Genomic DNA, 14,202 nt, shown 5'->3' with positions numbered 1-14,202 from the left:
TCGTCGTGAGGAGAACCTCTTTCACGAACAGTCCAGACTCGCCTGTAACTATCCCATGACGCCGAACACCGTCTCCAGCACGAACGACCACGCCAGCGTCGCCAGACTCGCGAGGAACAGCTTGAATCCCACCGAGAACCGCTGGTTCGGCGGGAGCGAGTACCACGGGAGCGGCGGAATCCGCTGGACCGCGGCCTGAAACCTCGTCTCGTCGCGTTCGCCGATGACCCGGCTGTTCTGCTCGTTTTTCGTCACCTTGAGTTCGCCCTCGTCGGTCTCGGTGGTGTCCCACGGCGGGTCCGGCCGGAGCTGAAACGTCCCGTAGCCGAACAGCAGGATGCCGAGGAGAAACATCACGTACTTCGCGGTGACGAGACCCCCGCCGAGGAGGACCCCGAGGACCGCCCCGAGGAGGAACACCACGGCGGCGACCGCGAGGGCGTAGACGACGGCATCCACGGCCTTCCGCGCGCGCCGAGCGTTCGCGGAGTGGGAAGGCGGCGACGACATCTACCGGTCGGTGTAGGGGACGAACTCGTCGGGCTCGGTGTACTCCGACTGGTGGCGGTGACAGTGACTGACGCGCCCGGTGTCGCTGACCACGTGGTCGTCGGGCTCCTCGAAGTCACAGACGCTCCCGAACTCCTCGCGCAGGACTTGCCGGGCTTGTCTCTCGTCGTTCTCCTCGACGTGGTCGGCGGCCGCGTCGATGTGGCGCTGGACCTCGCCCGACAACTCGATGTCGCCGAACAGTTCGCGTTTGATCTCGCCGATGTCGGAGAAGCGCGTCTCCATCCCGAGCAGTTCTTTGGCCTGCTCGGTCAGCGACTTCTCGGCGCGCGACCGCTCGCGCAGGACCTCGCGGAACACCTCGATGGCGACCCACGTGTCCGAGTCCATGTCTTGGTACTTCTCGGGGCGAATCTTCATCGGACACCGCGTCGTGAACGGACAGCCCTGCGGCGGGTCGCGCGGACTCGGCGGCGTCCCCCGAAGCGTGATGCGGTCCTTGTTCGCCGTGGGGTCGGGTTCGGGAATCGCCGACAACAGCGAGTGGGTGTAGGGGTTCTTGGGGTTCTCGAACAGCTCCTCGGTGTCGCCCAACTCCATCACGTTGCCCAGATACATCACGGCCACGCGGTCGCAGATGTGCCGGACCACGCTCAGGTCGTGGGCGATGAACAGATACGTCAGCCCGAACTCGTCCTGCAAGTCCTCCAGCAGGTTCAGAATCTGAGCCTGCACGGACACGTCCAGCGCCGACACCGGTTCGTCCAGCACGACGAACTCGGGTTCCAGCGCCAAGGCCCGCGCGATGCCGATTCGCTGGCGCTGGCCGCCCGAGAACTGGTGGGGGTACCGGTAGTAGTGCGCCGGTTGGAGTCCCACCACGTCCAGCAGTTCGCGGACGCGCTCGCGGCGCTCCTCGGGCGTGTTCCAGTCGTGAACGTCGAGCGGTTCCCGGATGATTTCTCCGATGGTCATCCGGTCGTTGAGGCTCGATTCCGGGTCTTGGAACACCATCTGGCTGTTGCGTCGCCAGTCTTTCAGCTCCTGCCCGGAGAGTTCGGTCACGTCGGTCCCGTCGAACAGGACCTCACCGGCGGTCGAGTCCTCCAACTGGATGAGCGTCCGGCCGAGCGTCGTCTTGCCACAGCCGGACTCGCCGACCAGCCCCAGCGTCTCGCCGCGCTTGATCTCGAAGTCTACGCCATCGACCGCTTTCACGGGGTTCGAATCGACGATACCGCCGTCGTCGTAGTAGGTCTTCAGTTCGTTGACCTCCACGAGCGTCTCGCCGGTAGCGACGCCGACCGACTCCTGTTGGACTTGTTCGCTCATCGTTCGCTCACCTCGCGCTGGCTCTCGCGCTGTTCGTGTAACTCGACGGCCTCACCCTCCGATACGTCTTCGGGGTACAGCAAGCAGGCCGCGGTGTGGTCCGCCGCGTCCGTGTTCACTTCGACCGACGCGGGGTGGACCCGCGTACACTCCTCGAACGCCTTCGGACACCGCGGCTCGAACCGGCAGTAGCTCGCGGGTTCGTTCGGCGTCGGCACGTCGCCCTCGATGGTCGAGAGCCGGTCGGCACCGGGTTGGTTGCCCGGAATCGACTGTAACAGTCCCTCGGTGTAGGGGTGTCGGGGGTTCTCGTAAAGCTCCTCGACCGGCGCGCTTTCGACGATTTCGCCCGCGTACATCACGTTCACGCGGTCGGAAATCTCCGCGATGACGCCCATGTCGTGGGTGATGAACATGATGGCCAGATTGCGCTCTTCCTGCAACTCGTCCAAGAGTTCCAGAATCTGGGCCTGAATCGTCACGTCGAGGGCGGTGGTCGGCTCGTCGCAGATGAGCAACTCGGGGTCGCAGGCCAGCGCCATCGCGATGACCGCGCGCTGGCGCATCCCGCCCGAGAACTCGTGGGGGTACTCCCGGACCCGCCGGGCGGCGTCCGGAATCCCGACTGCTTCGAGCAACTCGATGGCCTCGTCGGTCGCTTCGGACCCGCGCAGGTCTTGGTGGAGCCGAAGCGCCTCCTTGATCTGGTTGCCGACCGTGTACACCGGATTCAGCGAGGTCAGCGGGTCTTGGAACACCATCGCGATGTCGCTCCCCCGGAGGTTCCGGTACTGCTTTTCGGTCTTCTCGGTCAACTCCTCGCCGTCGAACCGGATGCTACTGCCCTCCAGCACCCGACCGGGCGTGTCCACCAGCCCCATGATGGAGCGGGCGGTGACGCTCTTGCCCGACCCGGACTCGCCGACGATGCCGACGGTCTCTCCTCGGTGGATGTCGAAGCTCACGCCGTCCACCGCGCGGATGACCTCCTTGTCCGTGAAGAAGGCGGTCTGGAGGTTCTCGACCGACAGCAGGGCCTCGTCGTCTTCCCGTACCGTAGTGGTCTCTCGTTGTGCCATCAGGCACCACCTCCTCCGGCTGCGGCGACTTCGGCGTCGCCTTCGCCGCTCTCGCTCTGCGGGTCCACGGCGTCGCGGATGCCGTCACCCAGCGCGTTGAACGCGGTCACGACCAGCACGATCATCACGCCGGGGATGAACGAGATGTGCCACGACGAGGTGGTGACGTACGCCTGTCCGATGTCCACTGCGCGGCCCCACTCGGGCGTCGGCGGGTTGATACCCAACCCGAGGAACGAGAGGCCAGCGACGGCGATGATGACGCCGCCGAGGGTCATCGAGGAGTACACCAGCAGGTAGCCGAGGATGTACGGTGCCATGTGCTTGCGCATCGTGACGCTCGGTCGCTGTCCGAAGCTCTTGGCGGCGTCTATCCACTCCTGCTCGGAGACCTGCATCGCGGGTCCGCGTACGGACCGCCATAGGAACGGCCACCCGGTCCCGGCGAAGATGAGCGCCAAGATGAGCGCGCCGCTGTAGATTTCGGCTATCCACGTGCCGCCCAACACCACCGACAACAGCATGACGAACAGTAGTCTCGGTAACGACATTATAGAGTCACCAGTGATGACGACCGCGAGGTCTACCAGCCCCTTGTAGTAGGCCGTCAACAGCGCGAACGCCGCCGCGATGAGCCCGCTTACGCCGACGGATATCAGACCGATGAACAGCGATATCCGCGCTCCCGCGGCCATGAACGTGAACATGTCTTTCCCGGACGGTAACGTCCCGAAGGGGTGCCACCGACCGTACTGGTCGTACGTCATCGGGCCGACGTTGCGGTCGGGCGTCCCCTGCGAGCGCGCCCCGAGGTTGGCCGACCCGACCGTGATGTTCTCCAGTTGCCCCTCGTCGTTGGTGTACTCGATGTAGTGCGAGTAGGGGTTCGAGATGGTCCGCTCGACAGTCGTCGGACCGAGCGCGGGTGCGAACATCGCCATCACGACGAACGCGAAGACGATGACAGCGCCGAACTGCCCCCATCGGTGTCCGCGGAGCCTATCGACCATGTCGTCTCGCGGCGTCCAGTCGGCGTGGCGGTAGTGTTTCCGGTAGGTTTCGTAGCCGCGCCAGAGCCAGACCAGACAGACGAAAGCGTAGGCGTAGATGAGGACGACGCGGAGCGCCCACGCGTACGCGGCCGGGAGGTTGAGGAACGTCTCTTTCCACGCGCCGTCCGGCGTCACGTAGCCGTTGTTCGGGATGAGGTCCCGCGTCAGGAGCGTCGGCAACTCCATTCCGGGTCCGAAGAAGCCGGTGACGAAGTTGACGACCGCTCCGGCTTCCAGCGCGAACAGTATCAGTGCCCCGGCGAGCCATCCGAGTGCCGGGCCGGGGTTCTCACGAACTCGTTCGAGGAGGGAGGCGTCTGCGTCTCTGTCTGTACTCATGTTAGGCACCTCCGTCGTACCCCACGCGGGGGTCGATAACTGTGTACAGCAAGTCTTGGATGATGTTGATGAGGACGACGAGCAGGATGAAGATGAACATCAGCGACCCGACCAGCGGCATGTCCCCGTTCTTGACCGCTTGGAAGAACAGGAACCCGATACCGCTGATGTCGAACACCGTCTCGACGAGGACCGACCCGCCGATGAGGATGAACGCTTCACCCGTGATAATCGGGACGAGCGGGATGAGCGCGTTCCGGAAGATGTGCTTCCAGACGAGCGACCGGGGCTTGACGCCCTTCGCCTTCGCCGTCTCGATGAAGTTGGAGTTGACGGTCTCCAGCACCGCGGTTCGACCGATACGCATCTCGTTACCCATCGAGGCGGACCCGAGGACGAGTGCGGCCGGTGCGATCTTCTTCAGCGCCTTCGTGAACCCCTCGACGGACGCGAGGTTACCGAGCGGCGGCGGCCCGGTGACGTTCGTCGAGTAGAGGAACGTCTCCCAGTCGAAGCCGAGCATGAACTTCTCGGACTGGGAGAGGACGCTCATCAGGATGACCGCCAGCCAGAAGTTCGGCATGGCGCGCCAGACGATACCGCCGAACGATGCCACGTAGTCGCTGAACGTGTTGGGATTCAGTCCCGCGTAGAAACCGAGCGGGATGCCCACGAAGATGGCGATGAGTACCGACCAAAAGCCCAGCCAGATAGTTCGCGGCGCGTAGTTCGTCACGAGCGTGTAGACGCTCGTGTCGGGCTGGAGTACCCACGACTCGCCGAGGTCGAGGGTGAACATGTTTATCATGTAGTCGATGTACTGTTGCCAGAGCGGTTGGTCGAGACCGAGTTGATCTCGAATCGTGTTGTACGCCTGCGGGTCTCCCTGCGGCCCGAGAATGGCGGACACCGGGTCGAGCGGCCCGGCACGAATCACGAGGAAGGTAATCGAGGCCCCGAACAACAGTACCGGAATCGAGAGCAGTACCCGCTTTCCGAAGTATTGCCACCTGCTCACGGCGAACCACCGCCGCGGCTGCGGCTACTCCCGTCGAATCGTACGTACCCAAACTGGACCGCGCACATGCGTGATGGGTTTGAGACTCCTCTCATTATGTCTTGCGTTTTCGTACACTATCCAGCTACCCCGCGATAGGAAGCGTCTCTGCTCGGTTTGACGCACTTGACCGGTGGCTATCAGGGATGTACTCGTAGAAAAGAAAAAACGTCGCGTCGTTACTTGCGGTCGCCGATTTCGACGTTGTTGTACATCTGGCGACTGTAGTCGGCCCCGCCGAAGTGCGGCACGTCAACCCAGTCGTACGTGAAGCGCTCGCTGAAGTCGTGGTAGGCTGGCAGGAGAACCATGTCTTCCCAGTTGGCCTCCTCGATGGAGACGTAGGCCTCGTTGCGAGCCTGCTTCGCCGTGTCGGTCGGCTTGGGGTTGTTCTGGACCTTCTCCCACGCCTGCGTCGCCTGTTCGGCGGCGTCGGTGCCCGACCAGTTGAAGTACGAGAGGGGCGCGTCTTTCGAGGTGTCGGTGCGCGGCGGGTAGAGGAGTTCGAGGAAGTTGTCCGGGGCCGGGTAGTCCATGATCCACCCGAGCGAGTACGCTTCGAGGTTCCCTTCGCGACCGCGCTTGGTCAGCGTGGAGAACGGCGTCGTCTCGATGGACATCTCGATGTGCGCGCTGGCGAGCTTGTCGCGCAGGAGCTTCCCGAGGGCGGGCCACGTGCTCGACGACTGGTAGACCGTGAAGGTGAAGCTAGCCTTGTTGTCGGGACCGTAGCCAGCCTCCTCCATGACCTTTCTCGCTTCCGGGAGCTTCGTCTCGTTGTACCCGTAGGGGTAGTTCTCCTTGGCGTGCTTCTCGTAGGCGTTCGGTCCGCCGGGGTAGATGGACGGCGGCGTGAAGTGATACGACGTTTCGCCGCGACCCTTGAAGATCTGGTCGACCGCTTCTTTTTGATTCAGGGCGTACGCGGCGGCCTGCCGAACCGGCTTCGGAACGGCCTCGGCGTTGAATCCCATGTAGTAGGCACCGATAGTCGGGACACCGAGGTAGTCCAGCGTGGCACCGCTCGTCGTCTCGCCGTAGGTCCCGACCTTCCGGCCGAGGTCGTCGGTCTCCTCGACGTTGACCTTGTCGGGGTTGTACTGGCTGGTGGGGAGCTGACCGGCGTGGAGGATGTCGGCGTTCTGGTTGACCGTCCCGTAGGTGTACATCGCCTGCGAGTCGGACATGATGTTCCAGTGGACGCCGTCGACGCTGGCCGCGCTTCCGTGGTAGTCCTCGTACTTCGAGACGCTGGCCTCGGTGTTGCTACTCCACTCGTCGAAGGTGAACGGACCCGCACCGATGGGGTTGGCGGTCGCGAACTCCTTGTGCTTCATCTCGCCCTCGTAGCCGTCGATGTCGCCGATGAGGCCCTTCGGCACCGCGGCGAAGGACGTGTACGCGAGCATCTCGGTGACCGCGTGGAACGGCTCTGCGAGTTCGATCTTGAGCGTGTAGTCGTCCTCGGCGGTGACGGCCATGCTACCGGGCTTGTAGGCACCGTCGCTGTCCGTCTCGTGTTTGACGCCGATGGAGTCGAGGATGAAGTACGCGCGCCGGGACTTGTCCGAGGCCGCGAGGCGCTCGAAGGAGTAGACGAAGTCCTCTGCGGTGACTTCGGTTCCGTTGTGGAACGTCGCGCCCTCCTTGAGCGTGAAGGTGTAGGTGGTGAAGTCCTCGGAGACCTCGTAGTCCTTGGCGAGTTGGCTCTCGACCTCGACCTCCGCGTTCGGGTAGTTCATCAACGCGTCGAAGACCTGCTGGATGACCGTCCCGGACGCGGTGTCGGTCGCCCGAATCGGGTCCATCGTGGTCATCGTGGAGTTGATGAGCCGGAGGACGTTCGCGTCGTCGCTCGGCTCGTCGGCCTCCTCGGTCGTGGTGGTCTCCTCGTCGCCGCCAGCCGTCGTCGTCTCGTCGGCAGTCGTCGAAGTATCTTGGGAACCGTCGTCGCTACCAGTACAGCCGGCGAGGGCCACAGCCGTCGCCGCACCGCCGGTCGCCTGCAGGAAGCGACGGCGGTTGAGATTGTCAGTATCTGTCATCCAACCGCCCATTGTAAAGCAGACCGGATAAAGTTACCGTTTGTTACTTCAGGAAAGCCCGTCTTAACCCGCTAAATTGCTTCGTATCTAGGTATTTTCGGCCGTTATTTTCTTTGTTTCGCGCCAGAACCTACGAAGTAGGCGATGGGGCGGTGGCTCCCGCGCCACCCGGTCGTGAACGAAATCTGGTGGTATTGCGCCGTGGCATCAATTACCAATACTTGAAATCTTCGATTCCTCCCACCGGTTCGCCGTTTCGGAGCGTTTATTATCCCTTGGTACCACGTGTCACATATGGCCCCCAATACGGCCACTCCGTCGAATTCGGTCGCACAGGACGAGGTTATGGCCTCGTTGGACGATGACGGTCGCACGGAGCGACTCATCATCGCCGACACGACCGCCGACGACGCGTGGCTTTCGGTTCCCGTCTCCGGAAGCGTAGCTCTCCAAGACTGGCAGTAGCGGTCTCCTCCGACTGCCATCCTGTTTTTTACTGCTGCGACGTACCGAGGCAACGAGCCAATACTCAACCTTTTTGCCGCCGCTGTTCGTTCCACTGAACATGAACTATCGGGAGGTCTCAGGGGACCGCGAGTTCGTCGCAAGACTGGGTCACGACGAGGAGTGGCGTTCGGAGATCGAGTCGCTCGCCGCCGACGAAGACGTGGACGCGGCGTGGTTCGTCGCGATGGGCGCGGTGCAGGACGCGACCGTCTGGTTCTACGACCAGTCGGAGTTGGAGTATCGCGAGGTGGAGTTCGACGAACCGCTCGAAGTCGCCGCCTGCGTCGGGAACGTCTCGTGGCTGGACGGGGAACGATTCGCCCACACCCACGCCGTCCTCTCGCGCAAGAGCGGCCAGACGCTCGCGGGCCACCTCGATTCGGCGACCGTATTCGCCGGAGAACTGTACATGCGAACCTTCGAGGAGGAACTGGAGCGGGAACCCGACGAACCCACCGACCTCGACCTCTGGCTCTAACATGCGGGACGAGGACGAACGATACTTCGAGGACTTGGAAGCCGACTTAGACGACGCGTTCGAGGTCGCCCGCGAGGCCAAAGCCAACAGCGGCGACCCTAAACCCGAGGTCGAGATTCCGGTCGCCAAGGACATGGCCGACCGCGTCGAGAACATCCTCGGCATCGAGGGCGTCGCCGAGCGCGTCCGCGAGTTGGAGGGCGAAATGAGTCGCGAAGAGGCCGCCCTCGAACTCGCGGAGGACTTCGCGGAGGGTCGGGTCGGCGACTACGAGAGCAAGGCCGGGAAAGTCGAGGGCGCGGTCCGGACCGCGGTGGCGCTCCTCACCGAGGGCGTCGTCGCCGCGCCAATCGAGGGCATCGACATGGTGGAGGTCCTCGAAAACGACGACGGCTCCGAGTTCGTCAACGTCTACTACGCCGGACCGATTCGCTCGGCCGGTGGGACCGCCCAAGCCCTCTCGGTCCTCGTGGCCGACTACACCCGCGCGCTGGTCGGGATGTCCGAATACGAGGCCCGCGACGACGAAATCGAACGCTACGCCGAGGAGATAACGCTCTACGACAAGGAGACCGGTCTCCAGTACTCCCCGAAAGACAAGGAGACCAAATTCATCGCCGAGAACATGCCCATCATGCTCGACGGGGAATCGACCGGCGACGAGGAGGTCTCGGGGTTCCGGGACCTCGAACGGGTCGATACCAACAACGCCCGCGGCGGCATGTGTCTCGTCCTCGCGGAGGGTATCGCGCTGAAGGCACCCAAGATTCAGCGGTACACCCGCAATCTGGACGAAATCGACTGGCCGTGGCTACAGGACCTCATCGACGGCACCATCGGGAAAGACGACGGCGACGAGGCCGAGGACGACGACGCCGACGAGGAGGGCGACGACGAGGCCGACGAAGCCGAGGAAGACGAGGAGACGACCGAGGTCTCCGGGCCTCCTCGGGTCGAACCGGCCAAGAAGTTCCTCCGGGACCTCATCGCCGGACGCCCCGTCTTCGGCCACCCGAGCGAGTCCGGGGGCTTCCGCCTGCGCTACGGTCGGGCGCGCAACCACGGGTTCGCCACCGCGGGCGTCCACCCCGCGACGATGCACCTCGTGGACGACTTCCTCGCCACTGGGACCCAAATCAAGACCGAACGCCCCGGCAAGGCCGCGGGCGTCGTCCCCGTAGACTCTATCGAAGGTCCCACGGTGCGCCTCGCCAACGGCGACGTGCGGCGCATCGACGACCCCGACGAGGCGCTGGAACTGCGCAACGGCGTCGAGAAGATTCTCGATTTGGGCGAGTATCTGGTCAACTACGGCGAGTTCGTGGAGAACAACCACCCCTTGGCACCCGCCTCCTACACCGTCGAGTGGTGGGTACAGGACTTCGAACACGCTGGCGCGGACGTGCAGGCGCTCCGGGACTCCCCGAGCGTGGACCTCTCGGACCCGACGCCCGACGAAGCCCTGACGTGGGCGACCGAGTACGACTGCCCGCTCCACCCGAAGTACACCTACCTCTGGCACGACGCCACCGTCTCCCAGTTCGAGGCGCTCGCCGAGGCGGTCGCCGACGGCGAAGTCGTCGGCGGCGACCTGTTCGTCGCGTTCACCGAGGAGACCCGGACCGCGCTCGAATGTCTCCTCGTCCCCCACGAGCAGAAGGAGTCCGAGATACGAATTCCCGAGTGGCGACCGCTCGCGCGGTCGCTCGGCGTCCTCGCTCGCGACGACGCCGACAATGACGAGGATGGCGGCAACCAGTTGGAGAAAACGTGGGACGACCTCTCGACGGAAGCCCGCGACTGGGGCGAGACCGACGAGGGCGACAACGCGGTCCGCGCGGTCAACGAAGTCGCTCCCTTCGAGGTCCGCGAGCGCGCACCGACCCGCATCGGCAACCGGATGGGCCGCCCCGAGAAGTCCGAGGAGCGCGAACTCTCGCCCGCAGTCCACACCCTCTTCCCCATTGGCGAGGCTGGCGGCAGTCAGCGCGACGTGGCCGCCGCGGCCAAGCACGCCCCCGACATGGAGAGTACGCCCGGACTGGTGGACGCGCAGGTCGGCCGCCGGGAGTGCGAGGACTGCGGCGAACACACCTTCGAATGCGAGTGCCCGGAGTGTGGCGGCAACACCTTCGCGCACTTCACGTGCCCCGACTGCGACTCCGTGGTCGAGTTGGACGAGTCGGGCCGGGCGGTCTGCGACCGCTGTGAGGTCGAAGCCAGTTCGGTCGAGTACCGGACCATCGACGTGAACGACGAGTTCCGGGCGGCGCTCGAATCGGTCGGCGAGCGCGAGAACGCCTTCGATACGCTCAAAGGCGTCAAGGGGCTGTCGTCGTCCTACAAGACGCCCGAACCCATCGAGAAGGGCGTCCTCCGGGCGAAACACGACGTGTCGGCGTTCAAGGACGGCACGGTCCGCTACGACATGACCGACCTGCCGGTCACGAGCGTCCGGCCCGCGGAACTGGACGTGACCGCCGACCACTTCCGGTCGCTGGGCTACGACGAGGACGTTCACGGCGACCCGCTCCGCCACGACGACCAACTGGTCGAACTCAAGGTGCAGGACATCGTCCTCTCGGACGGCGCGGCCGAACATCTCCTCCAGACCGCCGACTTCGTGGACGACCTGCTGGAACAGTACTACGGTCTCGACCGATTCTACGAGATGGACGAGCGCGACGAGTTGGTCGGCGAGTTGGTCTTCGGGATGGCTCCCCACACCTCCGCGGCGGTAGTTGGTCGAATCGTGGGGTTCACCTCGGCGGCCGTCGGATATGCGCATCCGTACTTTCACGCTGCGAAGCGTCGGAACTGCTTCCATCCCGAGACGAAAGTCTGGTACGAAGACGAGTCTGGCGAGTGGCACTACGACGAGATTCGAACGTTGGTCGAGAAGCGACTTGACGACCCACGCGAGGACGACTTCGGCGCGTTGGTCGAAGAACTGGATGGCGACGTGTGGGTTCCGTCAGTCGATGAAGACGGTGACGTAGTTCAGAAACCGGTTGAGGCAGTCTCGAAGCATCCCGCACCGGACCACTTGGTAGAGATTGAAACCCGGAGTGGGCGAGAAATTACGGTGACACCGGACCATGAAGTCCATCTCTTCGATGGTGAGTCTATTACTTCTAAACGAGCATCTACCGTCACCGAGAATGATTGTGCCGTCAAACCTGCTCACATCGACGCTATAAACACCTCTGAGACCGTCCCTCGTTTCGACCTTCTCGAAGAACTCCTCGATATTGATGATTTCGACCATGACCGCTTAATGATCAAGGGACTTGATAAGGAAGACCTGTACGACCTCTTCGAATCGGTCTTGGCTGACGATTGGGACGGGCGATTTTATCCACTCCAAAGCACTGCCGAGTACCTCGGACTCACAAAAAAGAGTCTCAGCAACTATCTATATCGCCAAAGCCTTCCGGTGTCGCTTCTTCGTGAGTTCTTCGAGACGGATGTCGAGCTTCTCTCGTTTGTCCCTAACGACATAGCCCTCGGAATGAAGCGCGACCGGACGGAGATTAATCGCTGTATCGAATTAAACGAGCAGGTTGCAACGTTGCTTGGCTATTACGCTGCGGAAGGGTTCGCTCGTAAACAGGAAACCTCGAAAGGGACGATACACCAAACGACTATTTGCGGTATAGAAGAGGAATCTCGTGACTTCTTCGCCGAGGTTCTCCAAGAAGAGTTTGGCGCTGACCCCTACCGAGAAAACCATGCAAAGGTGACTGTCTCAGGACGACTTCTCAGAACGTTCTTCGACACGGTCCTTAATGCTGGTGTCCTCGCTGATGAGAAGCGAGTCCCACAATGCGTGTTCGATTCGCCCGACAGTATCGTGCAGTCGTATTTAAGTGGATACTTCAGTGGTGACGGCTCTGCCAATGCAAATTCATTGAGAGTGGATGCCACAACTGTCAGCCGAGAACTGAAAGAAGATATTCTCGCCCTATTGACGCGGCTTGGGATTACGGCTCGTGTAAAAACAACTGAACCGGAGCCGCTATCCGAGAGTTTCCCCGACTACTACGACATCGAGGATGAAACCCAGTCGGCACGTTCTTACATTCTCACAATTTCGTCGATAGATGCGGTAGAATACGCACAAACGATTGGATTCCATCTTCAGCGGAAGGATACGAAGCTTCGTTCTCGTCTAGAGGAAATTACTCCTGCTTCGAGACGAGTATTCGACGGCGGTGATGGAGACTATCTCGTTGACGAAATCGTTTCGGTTGAGTACATCGAATCTGAGAGTGATTATACGTATTGTCTCACAGTTGCAGATACTCATTCCCTCGTTACGAATGATTTATCTCAAAAGCAATGCGACGGAGACGAGGACTGCGTCATGCTCCTGATGGACGGCCTGCTCAACTTCAGCAAGGAGTTCCTGCCCGACAAGCGCGGCGGCCAGATGGACGCGCCGCTCGTCATGTCCTCGCGAATCGACCCCTCCGAAATCGACGACGAGGCGCACAACATGGACATCGTGCGTCAATACCCCCGCGAGTTCTACGAGGAGACCCGCGAGATGGCCGACCCCGAGGAGGTCGAGGACGTGATGAAAATCGCCGAGGAGACCCTCGGCACCGACCGCGAGTACACCGACTTCCACCACAGCCACGACACCTCGGACCTCGCGCTGGGGCCGGACCTCTCGGCGTACAAGACGCTCGGGTCGATGATGGACAAGATGGACGCCCAGTTAGAGTTGGCCCGGAAACTCCGGTCTGTGGACGAGACCGACGTGGCCGAGCGCGTCATCGAGTACCACTTCCTGCCGGACCTCATCGGCAACCTCCGGGCGTTCTCCCGGCAAGAGACCAGATGCCTCGACTGCGGCGAGAAGTACCGCCGGATGCCCCTGACCAAGGAGTGTCGGGAGTGTGGCGGGCAGGTCAACCTGACGGTCCACCAAGGCTCGGTGAACAAGTACATGGAGACCGCGATTCGGGTCGCCGAGAAGTACGACTGCCGGGAGTACACCAAACAGCGCCTCGAAATCATGGACCGCAGGCTGGAGTCCATCTTCGAGAACGACAAGAACAAGCAGGGGAGCATCGCGGATTTCATGTAGAAACTTTTGCTGCGGGCGGCGCACGAGCGCGCCGCCCTTGCAAAACTTTCATGAAAAACACGGCGTCACCCCCTCAGAAGCGCCTGCGGTGCTTCTTCGAGGGTTCCTTGGTCCGCTCGCTCGTCGCGTCGCGCGGCGCTCCGCGCCGCGCTCTCGCTCCTCGCTCGCGGTCGTCACACTAGCCCGGTCGGTTGATTCGTCTGCTCGGTGGTCCGGTCGGCCGTGGCGTCCGCTCACTCCCTGCGGTCGTTCGCTCGTGGTGGAATTACTGAGATGCTACTCGTTCCTCCAAACGTCACTCCGTCACACCCTTTCGCCCGAATCGGCGAGGAGCTTTATCACTCGGTACGCCGTACTGTCGTCCATGAGTGGACATGGGGAGACACCTGCGGAAGACGGGGACGAGGAAGCCGAGGAGCGGACCCTCGAAGTGAGCTTCGGTCAGACCGTCTACGACGACGACGGCAACGCGCTCGGGAACGTCCGCGGGTTGGAGAAGGGCGGGTTCTTCGTCTCGACCCGGCAGGGCGTCGAGAGCATGAGCGTCGAACACGCCCGCTCGGGCCACGACTTCGGCGAGGCCGAACTGATGTGGCGATGCACCGAGTGCGGCGAGATGGGCGAGATAGACGAGGGCATCCCCGACGAGTGCCCGAACTGCGGCGAGCCGAAAGAGGCGCTGATGTACTGGACCGAGGACTGAAGACG

At 62.6% G+C, this 14,202-nt stretch carries 10 protein-coding genes; 4 read left to right on the top strand and 6 right to left on the bottom strand.

Translation table 11 applies throughout. The annotated features are described in order from the left end of the window. Positions 1 to 48: 48 nt before the first annotated feature. The 6 genes from EPL00_RS16860 to EPL00_RS16835 form a co-directional block, all read right to left on the bottom strand. Positions 49 to 510 carry a DUF7555 family protein gene (locus tag EPL00_RS16860; protein ID WP_135853280.1) on the bottom strand — a complete coding sequence of 154 codons (462 nt, stop codon included), beginning with the start codon at positions 508 to 510 and terminating at the stop codon, positions 49 to 51. Then, entirely contained in the window at positions 511 to 1,842 is a 1,332-nt protein-coding gene (locus EPL00_RS16855; RefSeq protein WP_135853281.1) for an ABC transporter ATP-binding protein, read from the bottom strand. Next, positions 1,839 to 2,921, bottom strand: coding sequence for an ABC transporter ATP-binding protein (locus EPL00_RS16850; RefSeq protein ID WP_135853282.1), 1,083 nt, complete (start codon positions 2,919 to 2,921; stop codon positions 1,839 to 1,841). The genes EPL00_RS16855 and EPL00_RS16850 overlap by 4 nt, the downstream gene beginning before the upstream one ends. Continuing rightward, entirely contained in the window at positions 2,921 to 4,312 is a 1,392-nt protein-coding gene (locus EPL00_RS16845; RefSeq protein ID WP_135853283.1) for an ABC transporter permease, read from the bottom strand. The genes EPL00_RS16850 and EPL00_RS16845 overlap by 1 nt, the downstream gene beginning before the upstream one ends. Position 4,313: 1 nt before the next feature. Beyond that, on the bottom strand, positions 4,314 to 5,330 hold the full coding sequence (locus EPL00_RS16840; protein WP_135853284.1) for an ABC transporter permease: 1,017 nt from the start codon (positions 5,328 to 5,330) through the stop codon (positions 4,314 to 4,316). A 218-nt stretch (positions 5,331 to 5,548) separates the two neighbouring features. Beyond that, entirely contained in the window at positions 5,549 to 7,414 is a 1,866-nt protein-coding gene (locus EPL00_RS16835) for an ABC transporter substrate-binding protein (RefSeq protein ID WP_135853285.1), read from the bottom strand. 294 nt (positions 7,415 to 7,708) lie between these two features. On the opposite strand from EPL00_RS16835, the gene EPL00_RS24320 reads away from it, so the two are divergent. The 4 genes from EPL00_RS24320 (at position 7,709) to EPL00_RS16820 (ending at position 14,197) form a co-directional block, all read left to right on the top strand. Continuing rightward, a complete protein-coding gene (locus tag EPL00_RS24320) occupies positions 7,709 to 7,879 on the top strand; it encodes a DUF7556 family protein (protein WP_449405131.1) in 171 nt (56 codons plus the stop codon). Between the two features lie 100 nt (positions 7,880 to 7,979). Beyond that, entirely contained in the window at positions 7,980 to 8,399 is a 420-nt protein-coding gene (locus EPL00_RS16830; RefSeq protein ID WP_135853286.1) for a PPC domain-containing DNA-binding protein, read from the top strand. Position 8,400: 1 nt separating this feature from the next. After that, positions 8,401 to 13,494 (top strand): DNA polymerase II large subunit, encoded by a 5,094-nt coding sequence (locus EPL00_RS16825; protein ID WP_135853287.1) that lies wholly within the window; start codon positions 8,401 to 8,403, stop codon positions 13,492 to 13,494. A gap of 364 nt (positions 13,495 to 13,858) precedes the next feature. Then, positions 13,859 to 14,197: a DUF7130 family rubredoxin-like protein gene (locus EPL00_RS16820; protein WP_135853288.1), complete on the top strand. Its 339-nt coding sequence runs from the start codon at positions 13,859 to 13,861 to the stop codon at positions 14,195 to 14,197. The last annotated feature ends 5 nt before the right edge of the window (positions 14,198 to 14,202 follow it).

Source organism: Halorussus salinus (assembly GCF_004765815.2).
GTDB classification, from domain to species: domain Archaea; phylum Halobacteriota; class Halobacteria; order Halobacteriales; family Haladaptataceae; genus Halorussus; species Halorussus salinus.
This window is presented reverse-complemented; position numbering and strand designations above follow the sequence as displayed.

What these genes read in the sequence shown, in the direction of transcription:
- EPL00_RS16860 (WP_135853280.1), bottom strand. Translation starts at nt 510, where the DNA reads ATGTCGTCGCCGCCTTCCCACTCCGCGAACGCTCGGCGCGCGCGGAAG.
- EPL00_RS16855 (WP_135853281.1), bottom strand. Translation starts at nt 1,842, where the DNA reads ATGAGCGAACAAGTCCAACAGGAGTCGGTCGGCGTCGCTACCGGCGAG.
- EPL00_RS16850 (WP_135853282.1), bottom strand. Translation starts at nt 2,921, where the DNA reads ATGGCACAACGAGAGACCACTACGGTACGGGAAGACGACGAGGCCCTG.
- EPL00_RS16845 (WP_135853283.1), bottom strand. Translation starts at nt 4,312, where the DNA reads ATGAGTACAGACAGAGACGCAGACGCCTCCCTCCTCGAACGAGTTCGT.
- EPL00_RS16835 (WP_135853285.1), bottom strand. Translation starts at nt 7,414, where the DNA reads ATGACAGATACTGACAATCTCAACCGCCGTCGCTTCCTGCAGGCGACC.
- EPL00_RS24320 (WP_449405131.1), top strand. Translation starts at nt 7,709, where the DNA reads ATGGCCCCCAATACGGCCACTCCGTCGAATTCGGTCGCACAGGACGAG.
- EPL00_RS16830 (WP_135853286.1), top strand. Translation starts at nt 7,980, where the DNA reads ATGAACTATCGGGAGGTCTCAGGGGACCGCGAGTTCGTCGCAAGACTG.
- EPL00_RS16825 (WP_135853287.1), top strand. Translation starts at nt 8,401, where the DNA reads ATGCGGGACGAGGACGAACGATACTTCGAGGACTTGGAAGCCGACTTA.
- EPL00_RS16820 (WP_135853288.1), top strand. Translation starts at nt 13,859, where the DNA reads ATGAGTGGACATGGGGAGACACCTGCGGAAGACGGGGACGAGGAAGCC.